Source organism: Frigoribacterium faeni, from assembly GCF_007988805.1.
GTDB lineage: Bacteria > Actinomycetota > Actinomycetes > Actinomycetales > Microbacteriaceae > Frigoribacterium > Frigoribacterium faeni.
This window is the reverse complement of the sequence record NZ_BJUV01000001.1, coordinates 12,445-33,279: the sequence shown is the minus strand read 5'-3', so window position 1 is coordinate 33,279 and position 20,835 is coordinate 12,445. Positions and strand designations below refer to the sequence as shown.

General features: G+C 73.1%; 13 protein-coding genes. 12 read left to right on the top strand and 1 reads right to left on the bottom strand.

Going from position 1 to position 20,835, the window contains the following annotated elements; all coding sequences use genetic code 11:
- Nucleotides 1-45 precede the first annotated feature (45 nt).
- The 7 genes from FFA01_RS00125 to FFA01_RS00095 all read left to right on the top strand — a co-directional run bounded on the left by FFA01_RS00125 (nucleotide 46) and on the right by FFA01_RS00095 (nucleotide 14,887).
- Nucleotides 46-1,494: a serine/threonine-protein kinase gene (locus FFA01_RS00125; RefSeq protein WP_146851692.1), complete on the top strand. Its 1,449-nt coding sequence runs from the start codon at nucleotides 46-48 to the stop codon at nucleotides 1,492-1,494.
- Nucleotides 1,491-7,337, top strand: a complete 5,847-nt coding sequence (locus FFA01_RS00120) for a fibronectin type III domain-containing protein (RefSeq protein WP_146851690.1) — start codon at nucleotides 1,491-1,493, stop codon at nucleotides 7,335-7,337. Before FFA01_RS00125 ends, FFA01_RS00120 begins: the two co-directional genes overlap by 4 nt.
- 19 nt (nucleotides 7,338-7,356) lie before the next feature.
- On the top strand, nucleotides 7,357-8,328 hold the full coding sequence (locus FFA01_RS00115; RefSeq protein ID WP_146851687.1) for an AAA family ATPase: 972 nt from the start codon (nucleotides 7,357-7,359) through the stop codon (nucleotides 8,326-8,328).
- On the top strand, nucleotides 8,325-9,773 hold the full coding sequence (locus FFA01_RS00110; RefSeq protein WP_146851684.1) for a DUF58 domain-containing protein: 1,449 nt from the start codon (nucleotides 8,325-8,327) through the stop codon (nucleotides 9,771-9,773). The genes FFA01_RS00115 and FFA01_RS00110 overlap by 4 nt, the downstream gene beginning before the upstream one ends.
- A complete protein-coding gene (locus tag FFA01_RS00105) occupies nucleotides 9,770-12,127 on the top strand; it encodes a transglutaminase TgpA family protein (protein WP_146851682.1) in 2,358 nt (785 codons plus the stop codon). The genes FFA01_RS00110 and FFA01_RS00105 overlap by 4 nt, the downstream gene beginning before the upstream one ends.
- Before the next feature lie 13 nt (nucleotides 12,128-12,140).
- The gene (locus FFA01_RS00100) at nucleotides 12,141-13,916 is read left to right on the top strand and encodes an FHA domain-containing protein (RefSeq protein ID WP_146851679.1); all 1,776 of its coding nucleotides are present in this window, start codon (nucleotides 12,141-12,143) and stop codon (nucleotides 13,914-13,916) included.
- 89 nt (nucleotides 13,917-14,005) lie between these two features.
- Nucleotides 14,006-14,887: a hypothetical protein gene (locus FFA01_RS00095; RefSeq protein WP_146851676.1), complete on the top strand. Its 882-nt coding sequence runs from the start codon at nucleotides 14,006-14,008 to the stop codon at nucleotides 14,885-14,887.
- A gap of 17 nt (nucleotides 14,888-14,904) precedes the next feature.
- Here the strand turns inward: FFA01_RS00095 and FFA01_RS00090 are convergent, their stop codons facing one another.
- A complete protein-coding gene (locus FFA01_RS00090; protein ID WP_146851674.1) occupies nucleotides 14,905-15,939 on the bottom strand; it encodes an asparaginase in 1,035 nt (344 codons plus the stop codon).
- A 44-nt stretch (nucleotides 15,940-15,983) separates the two neighbouring features.
- Between FFA01_RS00090 and FFA01_RS00085 the strand changes: the two genes are divergently transcribed.
- The 5 genes from FFA01_RS00085 (at nucleotide 15,984) to FFA01_RS00065 (ending at nucleotide 20,820) form a co-directional block, all read left to right on the top strand.
- Nucleotides 15,984-16,487 carry an OsmC family protein gene (locus tag FFA01_RS00085; protein ID WP_146851672.1) on the top strand — a complete coding sequence of 168 codons (504 nt, stop codon included), beginning with the start codon at nucleotides 15,984-15,986 and terminating at the stop codon, nucleotides 16,485-16,487.
- Nucleotides 16,488-16,610: 123 nt separating this feature from the next.
- Entirely contained in the window at nucleotides 16,611-17,177 is a 567-nt protein-coding gene (locus FFA01_RS00080) for an FKBP-type peptidyl-prolyl cis-trans isomerase (protein WP_146851669.1), read from the top strand.
- Between the two features lie 32 nt (nucleotides 17,178-17,209).
- Complete coding sequence (locus FFA01_RS00075) at nucleotides 17,210-18,223, top strand: FKBP-type peptidyl-prolyl cis-trans isomerase (protein ID WP_146851667.1); 1,014 nt, start codon at nucleotides 17,210-17,212, stop codon at nucleotides 18,221-18,223.
- A 71-nt stretch (nucleotides 18,224-18,294) separates the two neighbouring features.
- Nucleotides 18,295-19,371: a 1-deoxy-D-xylulose-5-phosphate reductoisomerase gene (gene dxr, locus FFA01_RS00070; RefSeq protein ID WP_146851664.1), complete on the top strand. Its 1,077-nt coding sequence runs from the start codon at nucleotides 18,295-18,297 to the stop codon at nucleotides 19,369-19,371.
- A 114-nt stretch (nucleotides 19,372-19,485) separates the two neighbouring features.
- Complete coding sequence (locus FFA01_RS00065) at nucleotides 19,486-20,820, top strand: M50 family metallopeptidase (RefSeq protein WP_244289614.1); 1,335 nt, start codon at nucleotides 19,486-19,488, stop codon at nucleotides 20,818-20,820.
- Nucleotides 20,821-20,835 lie beyond the last annotated feature (15 nt).

Genomic DNA, 20,835 nt, shown 5'->3' with positions numbered 1-20,835 from the left:
AATCCGCCGAAGTGACATCCGGCCGACCGTCAGAAGGAGGGCGACGTGGCGCGACGACTGCCGTCCCAGCCCCCCGTGCTGCCCGGCTTCACGCACGTCCGGGTGCTCGGATCGGGCGGCTTCGCCGACGTGTTCCTGTACGAGCAGAACATGCCCCGTCGGCAGGTGGCCGTCAAGGTCATGCTGAGCGAGGCCGTCGACGATCAGGTGCGGCGGATGTTCCAGGCGGAGGCCAACCTCATGGCCCAGCTCAGCGGGCACCCGTCGATCCTGACGGTCTACCAGGCCAGCGTGTCGGCGGACGGTCGCCCGTACCTCGTCATGGAGCTCTGCTCGTCGTCGCTCAGCGAGCGCTACCGTCGCGACCGCATCCCCGTGGCCGACGTCCTGCGCATCGGCGTCAAGATCGGCAGCGCCGTCGAGACCGCCCACCGGCAGGGCGTGCTGCACCGCGACATCAAGCCGTCCAACATCCTGACGACCGCCTACGGGCACCCGGTGCTGTCCGACTTCGGCATCGCCTCGTCCCTCGGCGAGGGCGAACCCAACGACATCGTCGGGATGTCCATCCCGTGGTCCGCGCCCGAGGTGCTGCTCGACGAGACCGACGGCACCATCGAGTCGGAGGTCTGGTCGCTCGGGGCCACCGTGTACTCGCTGCTCGCCGGCCGGAGCCCCTTCGAGATCCTGGGCAGCGACAGGAACACCGCGTCCGACCTCATCGGTCGGATCGACAAGGCCAGACTCGCCCCCACCGGTCGGACCGACGTGCCCGCCGGTCTCGAGCGCGTCCTCGCCAAGGCCATGTCCCGTCGTCTTGAGCATCGGCAGTCGAGCGTCCTCGAGCTGATCCGCGAGCTCCAGCAGGTCGAGACCGAGCTCGGGCTGTCGCCGACGTCCATCGAGGTGGCCGTCGACGACTGGGCCCTGGCCACCGTGGCCGATCTCGAGGACCGCACGCGCCTCCGAGGGGCCGCGCCGCTCGGATCGTCCGGCCGACGGCGGAGACGTCGTCGCCGGGTGACCGAGGCCCAGGCGTCCGCCGTGCACGGCTCCGAGCTGAGCCGTGGTCGCGCCGTTCCTCGGGGGACGGGCACGGGGACCAGGGCGGACGGACGCAGTGGGCGGATGCTCGCCGTGGTCTGGCTGCTCGTCGCGGCGGCCGTCGTCGTGATCGCCCTCGGGGCGGCCGCGACCCTGGTCCTGGTCCGGGCCGACTCGACGGAGATCCCGCGGGTGTCCGACGTCGAGGCGACGCGGACGGGTTCATCCGTGACGTTCGAGTGGGACGACCCGGGCCTCCGGGCAGGGGACGCCTACGTGATCGTCGCCGAGACGGACTCGGGAACCGACACGAGCCAGCAGACGACCACCCGCTTCGTCATGGGCGACGCCCCCGATCAGGGCGAGGTCTGCATCACGGTCCGGGTGAACCGGGCGGGCAAGACGGGAGCGCCGAGCGCGGAGACATGCACGGCGGAGCCGGGCGGATGAGTCGTCTCGTCGACTGGGCGAGGGGCCATCGGTCCGCCGTCGCCACGGCCGTGAGCAGCGTCGTCATCGCGGGGCTCGTCGCCGGGGTCGCGATCACGAGCACGGGCTACGAGTCGCGACGTCTCGACCTCGACGACGGGACGGTCTGGGCGGCGAACGGGTCCCGGACCGCCATCGGTCGGGCCAACGTCGACGTCGGCGAACTGAACAGCGCCGTCCGGAGCCAGGGATCGGACGTCGCCGTCGCGCAGGGGCCCGAGGCCGTCGTCATGGTCGACCGGAGCAGCGCCACCGCCGGTGTCGTCGACACCGCGACCGCGACCGTGGAGGTCAGCACGCCGCTCCCTCCGGACCGACCCGACGTCCTCGTCCGGGGTGACCAGGCCATCGTCGTCTCCGGAGGGACGGGAGAGCTCTGGACGCTCCCGGTCGCCGAGCTGGACTCGTTCGCGAGCGACTCGGAGCCCGACCTCGGTCTCGGAGGCGAGATCGTCACGGGCCTCTCGCCCGACGGCGCACTCGTGGTGTACTCGGCCGACAGCGGAACGGTCTCGAGGGTCGACACCTCGCAGGGACTCGACGTCGAGGAGACCCACCCCGTCGACCTCGCCGGTCCCGGCCCGTTCCAGGTCGCCTCCGTCGGCACGCACTGGGCGGTTCTGGACGAGTCCACCGGGACGCTCGTCCTCGACGGCCGGGACGTCGATCTCTCCGACCGGATCGGAGACGGCATCGCCCTCCAGACCAGCAGCGACGCGGGAGACGGCGTGCTCGTCGCGACCTCGACGGGACTCATCACGGTGCCCTTCTCCGGCGAGGGGATCGACACCCGTGTCTCCGACCGGTCCGGTCGGCCGGCCCGCCCCGTGGTCGTCGACGGCTGCATCCAGGCGGCGTGGTCGGACGGCACGGCCTGGAGCGACTGCTCGACCTCGCGAGGAGGCGTGACCCGGCTCGACGGCGTGCCCGGCAACGCCGAGCTGGTCTTCCAGGTGAACGGTCGACGCGCGATCCTCAACGACCCGGTCGGAGGACGGAGCTGGGCCGTGCAGTCCGACGGACGGGTGATCGACAACTGGGCTGCGCTGCTGGATCGCGACCAGCAGCCGCAGGACGACGAGAACGACTCCGCCGACGACAGCCCGGAGCTCGACCCCGACCAGAAGCCGCCGGTCGCGCTCGACGACGAGTCGGGCGTCCGTCCGGGGCGGGCGACGACCCTGTCGGTGCTCCTCAACGACTTCGACCCGAACGGCGACCCGCTCGTGATCGACTCGATCTCGGCGGTCGACGAGACCTTCGGGCGCGTCGATCTGATCAACGACCGACAGCAGCTCCTGGTGACCGTCGACGACGACGCGAGCGGCCGCTACGCGTTCGACTACACGATCTCCGACGGCCGGGGCGGGCAGGACACCGCCACGGTCACGCTCTCGGTGCAGGGGGCCGACGAGAACAGCCCGCCCGTCCAGGTGCGGACGACGACGGCCGCCGTGGCGACCTCCGGCCGGGTCACGACGCCCGCGCTCGGCGACTGGGTGGATCCCGACGGGGACGCCTTCTACCTGACGGGCGCGTCGGCCGACGCCGCGGTGTCGTTCACCCCGGCGGGCGACGTCGTCTATCAGGACAGCGGGGAGGGCGCGACCACGGTCGACGTGGCGCTCACGGTCTCGGATGGTCGGGCCGAGGCGAACGGGGTGCTGCGCATCACGGTGTCCGCGGCGGGTGACACGCCTCTGACGGCGGACTCCTTCTCGGTCCAGGCCTACGCCGGACAGCAGAAGACCATCAGGCCGCTCGTCTACGCCCACGGCGGCACGGGTGCGGTCACGCTGAACAGCGTCCCCGCGAAGACCGGGGCCGAGATCTCGCCGAGCTACGACGCGGGCACCTTCCTCTTCGTCAGCGACGAGGTCCGGACGCACGACCTCGAGTACACGGTGACCGACGGCGATCAGACCGCGAGCGGCACCATCCGCATCGAGGTCCAGTCCCCGCCCGACGTGAACAGCACCCCCATCACGACACCGAAGACCGTCTTCGTCGAGACCCTGAGCAGCCAGACCGTCGACGTCGTCGCGACCGACAGCGACCCGGCCGGCAACGTGCTGATGGTCACGTCGACGTCCGAGGTGCCACGGTCCAGCGGAGTCAGCGTCGAGACCCTCGACCAGAGGTACATCCGCGTCGTGCTCACCGGTCCGCTCGACGACGGCCCGGTGACGCTGACCTACACCGTGACGAACGGTCTGGCGTCGGCGGAGGGGACCGTCACCGTGGTCGAGATACCGCGGCGGGCGCAGACCCAGCCGCCGATCGCCGCCGACGATCAGGTGACGGTCCGAGTCGGCGACGTCGTCGACATCGACGTCCTGGCGAACGACTCGCAGCCCGACGGCGACGAGATCACGCTGGCCCACGACCTCCAGCGCGACGTCCCCTCCGGTGGCGGGCTGCTGTTCGCGGCGTCGAACGAGCTCCGTTACCTCGCGCCGTCCACACCCGGCAACGTGACGGCCGTCTACACGATCGAGGGCGAGGACGGTCAGACCGCCGACGCGCAGGTCACCATCGCCGTCCGCGAGGCCGACGTCACGACCAACACCCCTCCCGTGCCCGAGACCGTGACGGCCCGGGTCGTCGCGGGCGAGTCGGTCCGGATCGGGGTGCCCCTCGACGGCATCGACCCCGAGGGCGACAGCGTCCAGCTCGTCGGCATCGCCACGAACCCCGAGAAGGGGTCCGTGTCCATGGCCGGTGCGGACCGCCTCGAGTACCAGGCCGGTCCCTACTCCGCCGGCACCGACACCTTCACCTACAGCGTCATCGACGGTCTGGGGGCTCGTGCCACCGGCACCGTCCGCATCGGGATATCCGAGCGTTCGGACGGATCCCGCGACCCCGTCGCGGTGGCGGACGACGTCACGATGAGACCGGGGGGCTCCATCACGATCCGGGTCCTCGACAACGACTCCGATCCCGACGGGGGAGAGCTCACGGTCACGGCCGTCGAGCCGAACGACGACGCCGTGACGGCGTCCGTCGCCGAGGGGGGACTCGTGACGGTCACGCCGCCGGACACCGCCGGGAGGTACGGGGCGGTCTACACCGTCGAGAACGCCCAGGGAGGCTCCAGCTCGAGTTTCGTGACCGTCACCGTCGACCCGGACGCTCCGGTCAACCCGCCGATCGCCGACGACAGCGTGCTCGACCTCGGCGACATCGCCGGGCGGACGACGGTCGACGTCGACGTCATGGCCAACGTCTTCTTCGCCGACGGCCCCGTGTCGACGCTGGGGCTCGGCGTCGAGCCGGGCTACGGTTCGACGTCGGAGGTCACCGACGGCCGTCGGATCAGGGTCGCGATCACGGACGCGAGCCAGATCATCCCGTTCTGGGTGGCCCACCCCGACGACCCCGCCGTGCGGTCGCGTGCCTTCATCCGCGTACCGGGCTTCGACGACGCCCTTCCGCAGCTCGACCGGTCGGCGGGTCCGCTGTCCGTCGTCAGCGAGGACACCCTGCGGATCGATCTCAACGACTACGTCATCGCCGCCGGCGACCGCGGGGTGCGCCTCACCGACTCCGGCTCGGTGCGGGCCACCCATGCGAACGGCGACGATCTCGTCGTCGACGACACGACGCTGCGGTTCACCTCGGCCGACCTGTTCTTCGGAGCGGCGTCGGTGTCCTTCGAGGTGACGGACGGTCGCTCGTCCGATGATCCGGACGGTCGCACCGCGACGCTGGTCCTGCCGATCACGGTGACCCCGCGCGACAATCAGCCCCCGTCGTTCACCGGCACGTCCGTGGATCTCGAGCCCGGGCAGTCGCGCACCATCGATCTGACCCGTGTCACGACCTACCCCTACCCGGACGACACCGACGAACTGCGATTCACCCTGGGGCGCCTGTCCGACGACGGATTCACCTCCTCGCTCTCCGGGCGGGAGCTCACCGTGACGGCCGGGTCGTCGACGCCCAAGGGGACCACGGCGACGCTTCCCGTCACCGTGTCGGACGCCGCCTCGACGGGACAGGGCGGGGCGGTCCGACTGGCGGTCGTCGGGTCGACCCGGCCGCTGGTCGTCCCCGCAGCGGACTCGGTCGTCGTCGCCCGGGGAGCCTCCGCGCGCGTCGACGTCCTGGCGAACGACCAGGCGCGCAACCCGTTCCCGGGTCAACCCCTGCGGGTCGTGGCCATCCGAGGCCTCGGCGGCGCCTCGGTGCCTTCCGGCGTCACGGTGTCGCCGAGCGCCGACTCCCGCACGCTGTCGGTGTCCGTGGCGGCGTCCGCCTCTCCCGGCGACACCAACCTCCAGTACCAGGTGGCCGACGCGACGGGCGACGGCGACCGTTCCGTCTGGGGCAACGTGACCATCTCCGTGCAGGACGTCCCCGACACGCCCGTCGCACCCGTCCGCATCGGGAACTCCACCGGCGGGCAGTTGACGCTCAGCTACGCGGCCCCCAACGCGAACAACTCGCGGATCACCGGCTTCCGGCTGACGGGTGAGGGCTCGGCCGGCTCGACCTACTCGAGGGACTGCGGACTCTCGACGGTCTGCACGCTCACCGACCTCGACCCCGAGCAGACCTTCCGCTTCGCCGTCGTGGCGACCAACGGCATCGGCTCGTCCGAGGCGAGCGCGCCGAGCGCCCCGTACAGCGCCGACTTCGTCCCGGCCGCACCCGGTGGGGTCACGGTCGTCCCGTCGTCGTCGACCCCCGGGGCTCTCGACATCCGATGGGACGCGGTGGGCCGGCCGGCCGGAGGCACCGCGGTGACCGGCTACACCGTGGAGATCACCGGCACGAACGCGCCGGGCGGACAGACGACCGGGTCGACCTCGACGACGATCGGCGGACTCGTGCCGGGCGGCCGGTACGACGTGCGCGTCCACGCCTCGAACCGCGCCCAGGTGACCAGCGCCGCCGACTGGTCGAGGAGCGCCGCCGTCCGGGCCACCGCCGTGGGGACCCCCGGCTCGTTCGCCGTCCGTGCGGGGGCCACGCGGAACCAGGTCTCGGTCTCGTGGACGGTGCCCTCGGCGTCGGGAGGAGACGCCCCGCGCTTCGACGTGTACCGCTCGACCTCGGGCTCGACCGTCACGGGATGCGCAGGCACGGGCACGCGGGTCGCGTCGGGCATGACGACGACCACCTACAGCGAGTCACCCGAACGCGATGCCACGTACACCTACACCGTCGTCGCCAGCAACGGGCTCTTCTGCTCCAGCGCCGGAGCGTCGACCGAGAGCGTGACGCCCCCCGGGCAGACGACGGGCTCGATCACGGTGGCGGCCTACGGCACGGGCGGGCTCTTCAAGGCCTCCATCGGCGCTCTCGCGGCCTCCGGGGCGGTCGACTTCTACCAGTACCGCGTCGGAGGAGGCGCCTGGAACCCGATCCCGTCCGACCGCGTCGTCCTCGACGACAACGGGAACGGCGTCCCGATCGACGTGACGTTCCGCGCCTGCCGTGCCGGACAGACGCGCGACGAGTGCGGGCCGGCGTCGTCCGCCGCGACCGGGACGCCCGTCGACACCCGTGCCACGGTCGGGACCTGCACCGTCGGCTCGCCCCTCGGAGCGTCGCTGCCGCGCAACGCCGGATCGCCCGTAACGTCCGTTGTCGTGACGTTCGTGGGCGAGACGCTGCCCGGCGGCAGGAGCAGCACCGACGCCGGCGGAGACGCGTACACCACGTCGAGCATCGTCCCGGAGGGCGCGACGTCGGTCGAGGTCAAGGCGACCGTCGACGGTCACGTCGACCCCGGCGCGGCGATCGCCCGCTGCGCCGAGGCGCCCGCCCCGTCCACCACCGGCCCCACCCCCTGACCAGAGAGCCCACGATCGCATGAGCATGACCCCCGAGCAGGCCACCTGGTTCTCCGACGTCTTCGGGCGTCTCGTGGCGGGCGTCGACCAGGTGCTGCTGGGCAAGACCTTCGTCGTCCGGCTCTCGTTCACGGCGATGCTCAGCGAGGGCCACCTGCTGCTCGAGGACGTCCCGGGCACCGGGAAGACCTCGTTGGCGCGCGCCATCGCGCAGAGCGTGCAGGGCACGAGCAGCCGGGTGCAGTTCACCCCGGACCTGCTGCCGGGCGACATCACCGGCGTGAGCATCTACGACCAGAGACGCGGCGAGTTCGAGTTCCACCGAGGGCCCGTCTTCGCCAACGTCGTCCTCGCGGACGAGATCAACCGGGCGAGCCCGAAGACGCAGTCGGCCCTGCTCGAGGTCATGGAGGAGGGGCGGGTCACGGTCGACGGGATCAGCCACGACGTCGGCAGGCCCTTCATGGTGATCGCCACGCAGAACCCGGTCGAGCAGGCCGGCACGTACCGGCTCCCCGAGGCGCAGCTGGACCGCTTCATCATGAAGACCTCCATCGGCTACCCCGACCACGCGGCGACCGTCCGGATCCTCGCCGGCTCGGCCACCCGGGTGCACGAGGGCTCCATCCCGCCGGTCGTCCGCGCCGACGTCGTCACCGAGATGGCGCAACTCGCCCGCACGGTGCACGTCGAGCCCAGCATCAACGACTACGTCGCTCGCCTGGTCGAGGCGACCCGAACCGCCGACGAGGTCCGACTCGGCGTCAGCGTCCGAGGCGCGCTCGCGCTGGTGCGCTGCGCCAAGACCTACGCCGCCTCGTCCGGCCGTCACTACGTCGTCCCCGACGACGTGAAGTCGCTGGCCGAGCCCGTCCTCGCGCACCGCATCGTGCTCGACCCCGAGGCCGAGTTCGACGGCGTCACCCCGTCCAGCGTCGTGAGCCAGCTCCTCATCGAGACCCCGCCGCCGGCGGAGCGGGTCGCCGTGTGAACGCGTCCCGCACCGGACGACGCGGAGCCGACGACGGGGGAGTCACCGGCGCCGGCCGGGGTCGCGCCGCCACCAAGGCCTCCCCGCGCAGCGAGACACGGGCGGACTCGTCGTCCCTCACCGGAACGCAGGGCCTGACGAACGCCCGGACGCGCCTGGTCGGCCAGCGCACGGGCCCGGTGGCCGACGCGATCGTCGTGGCGGTCAAGGTGCTCCGGGCCGTGCGGCGCGGGTCGACCGCGCTCTGGCGGGGCGCGTCCTCCGTCGTGACGCCCCTCGGCTGGACGGTCCTCCTCCTCGTGCCGATCGGCCTCGCCGGCGGCCGCCTCCTCGGCTGGGTGGAGCTCCTCACCATCGGCCTCGCGGCCCTCGTGATGATCGCGCTCGCCGCCCTGTTCCTGATCGGACGGACGGCCGTCGACATCGACCTGGTCGTGCCGCACGAACGCGTGTCGGTCGGCGAACCCGCCTCCGGGGAGGTGCGGGTCGCCAACCCCTCGAGGCGTCGCGTCCTCGGCGTGACCGTCGAGATCCCGGTGGGCGACGCCCTGGTCGAGGTGGGGCTGCCCGGCCTGCGCTCCGGCGACGCCGTCGCCGAGTCGTTCCCGGTGCCGACCGGACGGCGCGGCGTCGTCCGGATCGGACCCGCTCGCACCGTCCGGGGCGACGCCGTGGGCCTCGTGCGTCGCGAGCTCGAATGGGCGACGGTCACCGAGCTCTTCGTGCACCCGGCGACCATCGGGATCCCGAGCACCAGCACGGGCCTCATCCGCGACCTCGAGGGCAGCCCGACCCGCGATCTGGCGCCCGACGACCTCTCGTTCCACGCCCTCCGCGAATACCAGCCGGGTGACGAGCGGCGGAACATCCACTGGAAGTCGACGGCGAAGGCGGGCGCGTACATGGTGCGGCAGTTCGATGCCAGCCGCCGATCGCACCTCGTCATCGCCCTGAGCCTCGCGACGTCCGACTTCGCCACCGACGAGGAGTTCGAGCTCGCGGTCAGCGCCGCGGGGTCGCTCGGGGCGCGCGCCATCCGCGACGCCCGTGAGGTGAGCGTCGTCGTGAGCGAGAGGACACCCGACTTCGCCAAGCGCAAGACGCTGGCCGTCCGCGCCCTCAGCACGATCACGCGCAACCGTCTGCTCGACGACCTGGCCGTCGTCGAGCGCGCGGAGTCCGCGCTCGTCATCACCGATGTCGCCCGGGTCGCGCGGGACCGCGTCGCGGGGATCTCGGTCGCGTTCCTCGTGGTCGGTTCCACCACGAGCCTCGCCGAGATGCGGGGTGCGGCCCTGCAGTTCCCGCTCGGCGTCGAGGTCGTGGCCATCGTCTGCGACCCGGAGGCCGTACCGGGCCTGCGCCGGGTCGCCGACCTGACCGTCCTGACGATCGGGTACCTCGACGACCTCCAGAAGTCGTTGTCCCGGGTGGCGGCGTCGTGAGCGTCCGGGACGGCGGCGAGGGGTCGGCGGCGACCGGACGGCGCACGCGGGTCAGGCGGCCCCGTCTCCGCGCCTCCTTCGTCACCACCGCGACGGGTCTGCACGTCCTCGCGGTCGTGATCGCGGCGTCGACGCTCTGGCCGGTCTACCGGAGCGCGGAGTTCGTCCTCCTCGTCGGGGTCACGGTCGTCGTCGGGGCCGTCGTCGCCGTCGCCGGTGCCGCGTCGCGGCTGTCGAGCTTCTCCGTCCTGCTCGCCACGGTGCTCGTCTACCTCGTGCTGGGCGTCCCCCTCGCGATCCCCTCCCGGGCCGTCGCCGGCGTCCTGCCCACCGCCGACGGGTTCGGCGAGCTCCTCGCGGCGACGGCCCTGGGCTGGAAGCGGCTGCTGACGATCACGCTCCCGGTGGGCAGCTACGAGTCCCTCCTCGTCCCGGCGTTCATCCTCGTCCTGCTCGCGACCGTCGTCGGGCTGACCATCGCCCTCCGTTCCCGTCGGGGCGAGCTCGCCGTCCTCGCTCCCGTCGGGCTGTACCTCGCGGGCATCGTCCTGGGCCCCCAGGAGGCCTGGTCGCCCGTGATCAGCGGGCTGGCGATGCTGTCCGTCGCCATCGCCTGGTCGGTCTGGTGGCGACTCCGACGCCGTCGGGCCGCCCTGGAGCGCTCGGGCGACGTCGCGAGGTCGACGCGGTCGTACGGACACCGGACGGTCGCGGCCCGAGCCGTCGCGGGCACCGTCGTCACGGTCCTCGTCTCGGGGGCCGTGGCCGCCGCCGTCGTCGAGGCGTCTCCGTCGTCGACTCCGCGCACCGTGGCGCGGACCCTCGTCGAGCAGCCCTTCGACCCGCGCGAGCTCGTGAGCCCCCTCACGCGGTTCCGGGTCTACGAGCAGCAGCCGACCGTCGACAGCACGCTCTTCACGGTCCGCGGGCTCGGTGCGGGGCAGCTCCTCCGCCTGGCCACGCTCGACACGTACGACGGCGTGTCGTACACGGTCGGCAGCCCCCGTGTGACGAGCGAATCCGGATCGTTCGACCGCGTCCCGTCGTCGATCGACCAGTCGGGCGTCGACGGCGACCGCACGACGCTGGCTGTGCAGGTCGGCGCCTACGACGACGTCTGGCTCCCCACGGTCGGCCGGCTCGAGTCGATCGCGTTCGAGGGAGCCGACGGACAGGCCCGTCGGGACGACTTCGTCTACAACGACGTCAGCGGGACGGCCGCCGTCGACGGCGGCATCTCGGCGGGGGACTCGTACCGGGTCGACGTCGTCCTCCCGGTCCAGCCGACCCCCGAGCAGCTCGCGGATCTCACCCCCGGATCGGCGACGGTGCCGGCGTCCGCGGACGTGCCCGAGGCGCTGACGACGGCGCTCGCCGACGACGTCCGCGGGGTCGAGGGGACCGGTGCACGGCTCCAGTCCGCCCTGTCCGCCCTGCGATCCGACGGATACATCAGCCACGGGGTGTCGGCCGACGAGCCGGCCAGCCGCTCGGGGCACGGCTCCGACCGGATCGCCGAGCTGTTCACCGACCCGGTCATGATCGGCGACGCCGAGCAGTACGCGACGGCGGCCGCGCTGATGGCCGGGGAGATCGGGTTCCCCTCGCGGGTCGTCATGGGCTTCACGGCGGACGGCGACACGCCGACGGGGGAGGCGGCGACGATCACCGGTGGCGACGTCACGGCCTGGATCGAGGTCGACACCGCGGAGTTCGGCTGGGTCGCCCTCGACCCGGTGCCCGAGGAGCGCCCCATCCCGGACGACCAGGTGCTCGACCCGAGCCGTCTCGAGCGCCCCGAGTCCGTCGTGCAGCCCCCGCCGCGTGAGCCCCAGGTCCGCGACGAGCAGACTCCGCCGCAGTCGGAGCAGGACGACGCCGACCTGCCGCCCGCCTGGGTGGGCATCGTCGTCCTGGCCGCGACGATCGCCGCGATCTCCGGCCTCGTCGTGGGCATCGTGGCCGCGCCCTTCCTGGTGATCGTCGCGGTCAAATGGCGTCGTCGTCGACGGCGCCGGCTCCAGGCCGATCCCGCCGCCCGGATCACCGGGGGGTGGCAGGAGTTCCACGACGCTCTCGCCGATCACGGGATCGAGACGCCGGTCGCGGCGACGAGGAGCGAGGTCGCCGCGGTGGTCGGGGGTTCTCGCCCGGCCGTGCTCGCCCGGGTGGCGGACCGCGCCTCCTTCGCCCCCTCGGCCCCGTCGGGTGACGACGCCGACCGGGTGTGGACGGCCGTCTCCGAGATGCGACGCTCGCTCGACACCGGGGCGACGAGGTGGCAGCGGCTGAAGGCCGCGGTCTCCTGGCGTTCCCTGCGCGGATACCATGGCCGGACACGTCCCGAGCGTTAGAGGTCTCTTCACGATGCAGTGCCCCACCTGTGCCAGCCCGTTGCCCGTCGGCGCGATGATCTGCGGCGAGTGCGGTCGCACGCTCTCGGGAGTCGACACGTCGGCTCCCGATCGCCCCCGCGGCGCCGACGAGCGCGACGGACGCCCGCCCGCGTGGAGCCCGCAGCGACCGACCCCGGCGTCGTCGGGCGAGCAGCCCTGGTGGCTCCGCGACCGGGAGCCCGCCGACCGGACCGACGCGCCGCTCGACCCGCCCGCGTGGCGGGACGCGCCCCCGACGGACGAGCCCGCCGCGCGCCGTGACGAGACCCCCGACGCGGCCCCCCACGCAGTCGCGCCCACGTCCTCGCAGCCCGCGACGTCGTCCGAGCCCGACGGCCCGGGAGGGCCGGCGCCCCGAGGAGGCGCGGGTCGTCCCGAGCCCGTGTCCTCCCCACCCCAGGCCGTCGCCCCCACCCCGGTGCCCACCCCCGTGCCCGCCCCGCTGCGAGAGCCCGACTCCCGATCCGACGACGGCCCTCGGCCGTCGACGGCTCCGCTCTGGACGGCCTCCCTCACACCCGTCGCGTCCGCGACGCCGCTCCCCGAGACCGACGAGGCGGGCGCCACGCCCGACGAAGGAGTCGGCGGAGCCTCCGACCTCGACCCGTCCCGCCCCGACGCGCAGCCCGAGACCCCGTCGGCCGACGACGACGCCCCAGCGGCCCCGAGCGCGACGGAACCCGCCGCGAGGTCGTCGCACGACGCGGCGACACCCGGAGTCGACGCCTCCACTCCGCGACCGGGCGACACCGTGCGAGTCGAGCCGGTGCTGCCGCAGGCGAGCGCGACGCCTGCCGCGGCCCCGGTGCCCCTCGTCGAGCCGGGTCAGGCCGCCGGCGTCGAGCGCTGCACCCAGTGCGGTGCCGACGTCCACGAGGACGACATCTTCTGCGGGGTCTGCGGTGCGGTCGTCCAGTCGGTGGCCCTGTCGTTCACGGGCCCTATCGTCCCGATCCTCCGCGGTGGAGCGCCTGCCGCCTCATCGGAGGTCGAGAGCGCCGCCGACCCGGCGATCGCCGCGGCCGAGCCCGGAGCGGCCGTCGCCGACGCGACCGGGCCCGCCGGCACGGGGACCGACGACGACCGTCGCGACCGTGACCGCGGCCGTGGCGGCCGAGACCGTCGCGACCGGAGCCGTCGTGACCGTCGTCGGCGGGACGACGTCGAGGAGCCGTCCCGGGAGGACCGCCCCGTGGCGTTCCCGGAACCCGCAGACCTGACGCCGCCGCCGACCTCGTCCGCGTCTCCGACGGCTCCCCCGGCCGCGGAGGCGCCCCCGACCGTGGAGGAGTCCCCGGCCCCGGAGGCACGCCCGACCGCGCCCGAGACCGCCTGGCGACCCCGGGAGCCGCTGCGACCCGCCACCGTCGACACGGACGACGACGTCGACGAGACGAGGATCGTCCGTCGGGGCCCGATGGGATCCGAGTTCGTCCTGCAGTTCAGCACCGGCGAGAGCGTGACGGTCGACGGCACCGGACTCGTCGGCCGTGCCCCCCTGCCCCAGCCGGGAGAGCGCTTCGACCAGCTCGTCCGCATCGTCGACCCGGGCAAGTCCGTCTCGAAGACCCACCTCGAGTTCGGACAGGAGCACGGGCAGCTCTGGCTCAGCGACCGCTGGTCCGGCAACGGCACGATCGTCCGCCCCCGCGACGAGCCGGCCCGGCGTCTCGAACCCGGGACCCGGGTGCGCGTCGCCCGTGGCTGCCGGGTCGAGATCGGCGAGCAGTTCTTCGTCATCGCCTGAGCCCTCCACACCGGTGACGTCCGGCCGGCTCTCCCCAGGGCCGTCGGGGACCGCCCCGCCCGTCGTCGGAGTCATGATGCTCTGAGGGCGTGCTCCCCGTCGACGACCGTCCCCTCGGCTCTCCCGGCGGCGGCCGCGCCGTCCCTCCCGGTGGCCGTGTCGTCGTCGTCCCCAGCCCGCCGCCGCGCGCGGCGACCGTCCGGGCGCCGGTGCTCACGGCCGTCGTGACCGCGGCGGCGGTCGCCGTCGCGTCGGGACGGTGCGTCGGCGTGATCCTCCCCGCGGCGATCGCGTTGGTCGCGGTCCTCGCGGCCTGGGCCGTCGAGGCCCTCATCGGCGCGCCGGCGACGGCACGGCGCGAGGGGCGCCGCTTCGACGACGACCTGGAGGCGGCCCGCGCGAGCGTCCTCGCCCACCACCGGCTCGAGCGCCTCGAGCTCGAGACCCTGTTCCCGGGCAGCCGCACGACGGCCCGGTCCGTCCGGGACGATGCGACCGCCGGCCACCCGGGGGACGACGACCCGGAGGGACGGCGTCGGCGGTACCTCGTCCTGGGGCGGGGCGCCGTCGAGAGCCGACTCCGGCTGTCGCGAGGGGCGGCGCCGACCCGGCGACGGGCGGACGCCGGTGCGGGTCCCGACGACGATCGCGTGCTCGCGCTGGCCCGGCTCGAGCAGGATGCGGCGACCCTCGCCGACGGCCCTCTCTGCATCGAGGCCAGGGGAGTCGTGGGAGTCGTCGGGCCGGGCGTCCTGGCCCGAGCAGCCGCCGACGGCTTCCGCCTCCAGGCGAGGATGCTCGGTGCCGGAGAGCTCACCGTCCGCGACGGGCGGACCCGAGCGGATGCGGGCCGCGTGGACACCCTGATCGAGATCGCCGACGACGGCACGGCCGTCGTCGTCCTCCGTGCGGGCGCGGCGTGCCGGACCCCGATCGAGCTCGACTACGTCTCGTGCCGCGAGGGGGACTGACGCCGGGGTCGGCGGCTTCAGGCCCGGGCCGCGAGCACCCCGTCTCCGAGCCGGATGCGACCGACGTCGTGCCCCGCTCCGAGCACCCGTTCGCGTGTGGCCTCGACGACCCCCTCCGCCGCCGTGGCGTCGACCGCACCCTGACCGACCAGCAGATGCAGGGCGACCATCGTGGCCGCGCGCAGGTTCCCGTCGAGGACCTTGACCGCGGTGCCGATCCCGTCGAGGGTCCCCATCACGAGGACGCCCTCCGCCCCGAGCTTGGCGAAGAGTCCGAGCTCGTCGATCGCGACGGTGTTGGCCCGGCCGGGTCCGTCGAGGGCCCAGGCGTCCGCCAGCACGGCTCGCACCAGAGCGCCGGCACGGTGGTCGCCCGACGGCGTCCCGTCTCCGGCGGCGCCCGCGACGCGGGCGACGGCGAGGGCGAGCCCCGTGATCGTCGTCGCGAAGACCGGCGCGCCGCAGCCGTCGACGCCGGCGTGATCGATGGTCTCGTCCGTGAACTCGGCCACGGTCTCGCGCGTGGCCCGCTGCAGGGGGTGGTCGAGGTCGGTGTACGTCGCGGGATCCCAGCCGTTCTCGGCGCACGCCAGGAGGAACGACGCGTGCTTGCCCGAGCAGTTCATCGCGAGCCTCCTGGCCTCCGGAGCCCTGCGGGCGCTCGCCCGGTCGCCCGGCCAGTCGGCGGGGCAGAGCAGGTCGTCCTCGACGCTGCCCGAACGCTCGAGCAGCGACGAGACGACCGCGAGGTGCTCGGGCGTCCCGGCGTGGCTGGCCGTGGCCAGGACGGCCTGAGGCCCCTCGAGCTCGACCCCGGAGCGCATCACGGTCAGGGCCTGCAACGGCTTGAGGCACGAACGCGGATAGATCGAGGCCCCGACGTCGCCGACGGCACGGAGCACGGAGCCGGCGCTGTCGACGACGACGCCGGCCCCGACGTGCCGGCTCTCGTCGAGACCCGACCGGGTCAGGACCGCCAGCTCGACGCTCCCCTCGACCGTCAGCGGTCGGCGGGGGACGGCGGATGGAGCGGAACGGCGCAGGTCGGTCATGATGGGGAGTGTACCGACCGCCAGACCCCGACCCAGGAGGCCCCATGCTCGACCACGACTACGCCGTCGGCCTCCGATGGACGGGCGCCCGCGACGTCGGGACCGTGTCCTACCGGTCGTACGGACGCGACAACACGCTGAGCGCCGACGGCAAGCTGCACGAGATCGCCGCCTCGGCCGATCGGACGTTCCACGGAGACGCCGACCGCTGGAACCCGGAGGAGATGCTCCTCGGCGCCCTCGCGCAGTGCCACCTGCTCAGCTACCTGCACGTCGCGGCGACCGGCGGCGTCGTCGTCGTCGCCTACGAGGACTCCGCCGTCGGACGGATGACCCAGACCTCCGACGGCGGCGGCCGGTTCACCTCGGTCACCCTCCGCCCCGTCGTGACGGTCGCCGACGCCTCCATGGCCGAGCGCGCGCGCGAGCTGCACGCCGAGGCCGCGCGCAAGTGCTTCATCGCCTCGTCGGTGGCGTTCCCCGTCGAGCACGAACCCCGGATCGTGGTCGCGGGCGACCCGGCGACGGGCGACGCCGCAGCCGGCTGAACCGGGGGCGGCGCCCCCACTCAGCCACCGCTGCCGGCCGTGAGGCAGAATGGCCGGGGTCGCCGTGCCGATGGCGGCACCGCGTCACCGTCACCGTCCCCGCCCTCCGACCGAGAGATCCCCATGCGCCGTCCCCTCGCCCTCCTCGCCGTCCCCGCCCTGGTCCTCGCGCTCGCCGCCTGCGGCGGCACCGATGCCGGTGAGGAGTCCACCGCCGGGGGAGCATCCACGCCAAGCGCCTCGGCGAGCACCGAGGTGCCGCTCCGCGCGACGGGCGAGCCCCAGGACCCGACCCCCGGGTTCCCGACGGTCGAGCTCGCCGACGACGGCGCCCCGACGGTCACGGTCCCCGACACCGAGCCGCCGACCGACCTGCAGGTCGAGGTCCTCAAGAAGGGCGACGGCGACGTCGTCCAGGACGGCGACACCGTCACCGTCCAGTACGAGGGCGTCGTCTGGCAGACCGGCGAGACGTTCGACTCCAGCTGGCAGCGCGGCGAACCGGCCACGTTCGGCACGAGCCAGGTCATCACCGGCTTCGCCGACGGGATGGTCGGCCAGACCGTCGGCTCGCAGACCATCGTGTCGATCCCGCCGGCCGACGGCTACGGCGACAACGTGCCCCAGGGGGCCGCCTTCACGGCCACCGACACCCTGATCTTCGTCATCGACATCCTCGCCGTCGGCTGACCCCGCTGCACCGATCGAGACCCGCGACCTCCGTGATCAGACCGCTCCGCGCCTCCTCGACCACCCCGGCCACCCGGCGGAGGCCGTGGGCCGTCGCCGTGCTCCCCGTGATCGTGGTCGCCCTCGTGGCGGGGTGCACGGGCGGCTCGGAGCCGACCCCGACCGGGGACGACAGCACGGCCGCGGCGGCGCCGACCACCTGTCTCGAGTCCGGGGCCGAGTCCGACTCGGTCGACGTCTCCGGTGCCTTCGGGGAGAAGCCGAGCATCGGCCTCCCCGCGCCGCTCACGGCCGCCGAGACCCAGCAGACCGTGGTCGTGCCGGGCGACGGACCGACCACGGAGGTGGGCGACGTCGTGCAGGTGGCGATCACCGTCTTCGACGCCGAGACGGGAGCCGAGCTGAGCACGGCCGGGTACACCGGCTCCGCAGGCGAGCAGCTGACCATCAGCGGCGACTTCTACGTGCCGGGCATCGAGGGTGCGCTGTCGTGCGCTCAGGCGGGATCCCGCACCGTCACGGTCGCCTCGGCCGCCGACATGCAGCCCGGTTCGCCCGGCACGGACGCTCCCAATCCAGCGACCGTCATCGTCGTCGACACGTTCTCGATCGTGCCGACGCGGGCCACGGGCGCCGATCAGCCCGTGCAGAGCGGCTTCCCCGAGGTCGAGCTCGCCGACGACGGCCGTCCCACGGTGACGGTCCCGGACGACGACCCGCCCGCCGACCTGCGGATCGAGGTGCTGAAGAAGGGCGACGGCGCCGTCGTGCCCGATCCGGCCAACGTCACCGTCCAGTACCAGGGCACCAACTGGCGCACCGGCGAGGTCTTCGACGAGAGCTGGGGCAAGGGCACGCTGACTCCCTTCTCGACCGATCAGGTCGTGTCCGGTTTCGCCCAGGCGATGATCGGGCAGACGGTCGGTTCGCAGGTGGTCGTGATCGTGCCTCCTGCCGACGGATACGGCGAGGCGGGCGAGGCCGGCGCCGGCATCGAGCCGACCGACACCCTGGTGTTCGTCATCGACATCCTCGCGGTCGCCTGACGCGACCGGCACCCTGCGCGACCCGAGGGGTCGACGCGGCGGAGGGTCGGACGCGACCGTAGGGTGGGCTCATGCGACGCATCACCATCCTCGGGTCCACCGGTTCGATCGGCGTTCAAGCCCTCGACGTCATCGCTGCGAACCCGCAGCTGTTCGAGGTGGTCGGCCTGTCGGCCGGTACGAACCGCGACCTCGTCTCCGAGCAGGCCGCACGCTTCGGCGTCGAGCACGTGGCCCTCGGCACCGACGAGTCGGTCGCCCTCGTCCGCGACGTCGAGGCCGACGTCGTCCTGAACGGCATCACCGGCTCCGTCGGTCTGGCCCCGACCCTGGCGGCGCTCGAGTCGGGGGCGACCCTGGCGCTGGCGAACAAGGAGAGCCTGATCGTCGGGGGGGACCTGGTCCGCGACCGGGCCCGTCCCGGTCAGATCGTCCCCGTCGACTCCGAGCACTCGGCCATCGCGCAGGCGCTGCGCTCCGGGGCGACCGGCGAGGTGCGCCGGCTGGTCCTCACCGCGTCCGGCGGGCCGTTCCGCGGTCGTTCGCGCGCCTCGCTGGCGGACGTCACCCCCGCGGAGGCCCTCGCGCATCCCACCTGGGACATGGGCCTCGTGGTCACCACGAACTCGTCGACGATGGTGAACAAGGGGCTCGAGGTGATCGAGGCCCATCTCCTCTTCGACGTCGACTACGACGACATCGACGTCACCGTCCACCCCCAGTCGATCGTGCACTCCATGGTCGAGTTCGTCGACGGCTCCACGATCGCCCAGGCGTCGCCGCCGGACATGCGTCTGCCCATCTCCCTGGGGCTCGCGTGGCCGGACCGCGTGGCGGGAGTCGGCCGTCCCCTCGACTGGACCACCGCCTCCTCGTGGACCTTCGAGCCGCTCGATTCCGAGGCGTTCCCCGCCGTCGATCTCGCGAAGCAGGTGGGTCGGGCCGGGGGCACCTACCCGGCCGTCTTCAACGCCGCCAACGAGCAGGCCGTGCTCGCGTTCCACGAGGGGCGCGTGGGCTACCTCGGGATCCTCGACACCGTCAGCGAGGTCGTCGAGCGTCACGAGGGAGGCGCGTCCACGCTCGAGGGGGTCCTCGAGGCCGAGAGGTGGGCACGGCGGCAAGCCGACGCCCTGCTGGCCGGCTGATCCGGGCCGGACGGGCCCGGGTCCGGCCGGGGCCGGCCCCCGACCAGGCCGCTCCCAGCAACGCCTGGGGTGGAGCGCGGCGTGTTCCCGGTCCGCTGCGGCTACCCTTGCCCGGTGCTCACCGTTCTGCTCTTCATCGTCGGCGTCCTGATCATGGTGATCGGGCTCGCGGTCTCGATCGCCCTGCACGAGGTGGGCCACCTCGTTCCGGCCAAGCGGTTCGGGGTCAAGGTCGGCCAGTACATGATCGGCTTCGGCCCGACGATCCTCTCCCGGAAGAGGGGCGAGACCGAGTACGGCGTCAAGGCGATCCCGCTCGGCGGCTACATCTCGATGTCGGGGATGTTCCCGCCGGCCAAGAAGGGCGAGGCGGCGCGCACGGCCAGCACCGGGTTCTTCCAGACCCTCGTGCAGGACGCCCGCACGGCCAGCGCCGAGACGATCGACGAGGGCGACGAGGCCCGCACCTTCTACCGGCTGCCGGTCTACAAGCGCATCATCATCATGCTCGGCGGGCCGGTGATGAACCTCCTCATCGCGATCGTGCTCTTCGGCGTGGTCCTCTGCGGCTTCGGCGTGGCGCAGTCCAGCACGACCGTGGGGCTCGTCAACGAGTGCGTCCTGCCCGCCGGTTCCACGGAGACCTCGTGCCCGACCGACGCGACCCCGGCCCCCGCGTTCGCCGCCGGGATGCAGAACGGCGACCGCATCGTCTCGATCGACGGGACGACGATGAGCGACGGCGACCAGGTCAGCGCCGTCCTCCGCGACTCCGCCGGCACGACCCTCGACGTGGTCGTCGAGCGCGACGGCGCCGAGCAGACCCTGGAGGTGACCCCGACCCTGTCCGAGCGGTACGTCGTCGACGACAGCACGGGGCAGATCGAGGAGAACGCCGACGGGTCCCCGAAGACGCAGGACGTCGGCTTCGTCGGCATCGGCTTCGCGAGCGAGACCGTCCAGCAGCCGGTCACCGCCGTGCTGCCCGCGGTCTGGAACAACGTGACGCACGTCGTCGACCTCATCATCCACCTGCCCCAGCGCCTCGTCGGAGTCGCGCAGGCGGCGTTCGGCGGGGGAGAGCGCGACGCGAACGGACCGGTCAGCGTCGTCGGAGTCGGCCGGATGGCCGGCGAGATCGTCAGCCTCGACTCGGTGCCGATCGTGGATCGCGCGGCCTACGTCGTCAATCTCGTCGGCAGCCTCAACGTCGCGCTCTTCGTCTTCAACCTGATCCCGCTCATGCCGCTCGACGGCGGTCACGTGGCCGGTGCGCTCATCGAGGCGGTGCGTCGAGGGTTCGCCACGCTGTTCCGTCGACCCGACCCGGGTCCGGTCGACACGGCCAAGGTCATCCCCCTGACCTTCGCCGTCGTCATCCTCCTCGGCGGCATGAGCGCGCTGCTCATCTACGCGGACATCGTGAATCCGATCGATCTGTTCGGCTGACGGTCACTCGGCTTC

Coding starts and splice junctions, on each gene's coding strand:
- FFA01_RS00120 (WP_146851690.1), top strand. CDS start 1,491: ATGAGTCGTCTCGTCGACTGGGCGAGGGGCCATCGGTCCGCCGTCGCC.
- FFA01_RS00115 (WP_146851687.1), top strand. CDS start 7,357: ATGAGCATGACCCCCGAGCAGGCCACCTGGTTCTCCGACGTCTTCGGG.
- FFA01_RS00100 (WP_146851679.1), top strand. CDS start 12,141: ATGCAGTGCCCCACCTGTGCCAGCCCGTTGCCCGTCGGCGCGATGATC.
- FFA01_RS00090 (WP_146851674.1), bottom strand. CDS start 15,939: ATGACCGACCTGCGCCGTTCCGCTCCATCCGCCGTCCCCCGCCGACCG.
- FFA01_RS00085 (WP_146851672.1), top strand. CDS start 15,984: ATGCTCGACCACGACTACGCCGTCGGCCTCCGATGGACGGGCGCCCGC.
- FFA01_RS00080 (WP_146851669.1), top strand. CDS start 16,611: ATGCGCCGTCCCCTCGCCCTCCTCGCCGTCCCCGCCCTGGTCCTCGCG.
- dxr (WP_146851664.1), top strand. CDS start 18,295: ATGCGACGCATCACCATCCTCGGGTCCACCGGTTCGATCGGCGTTCAA.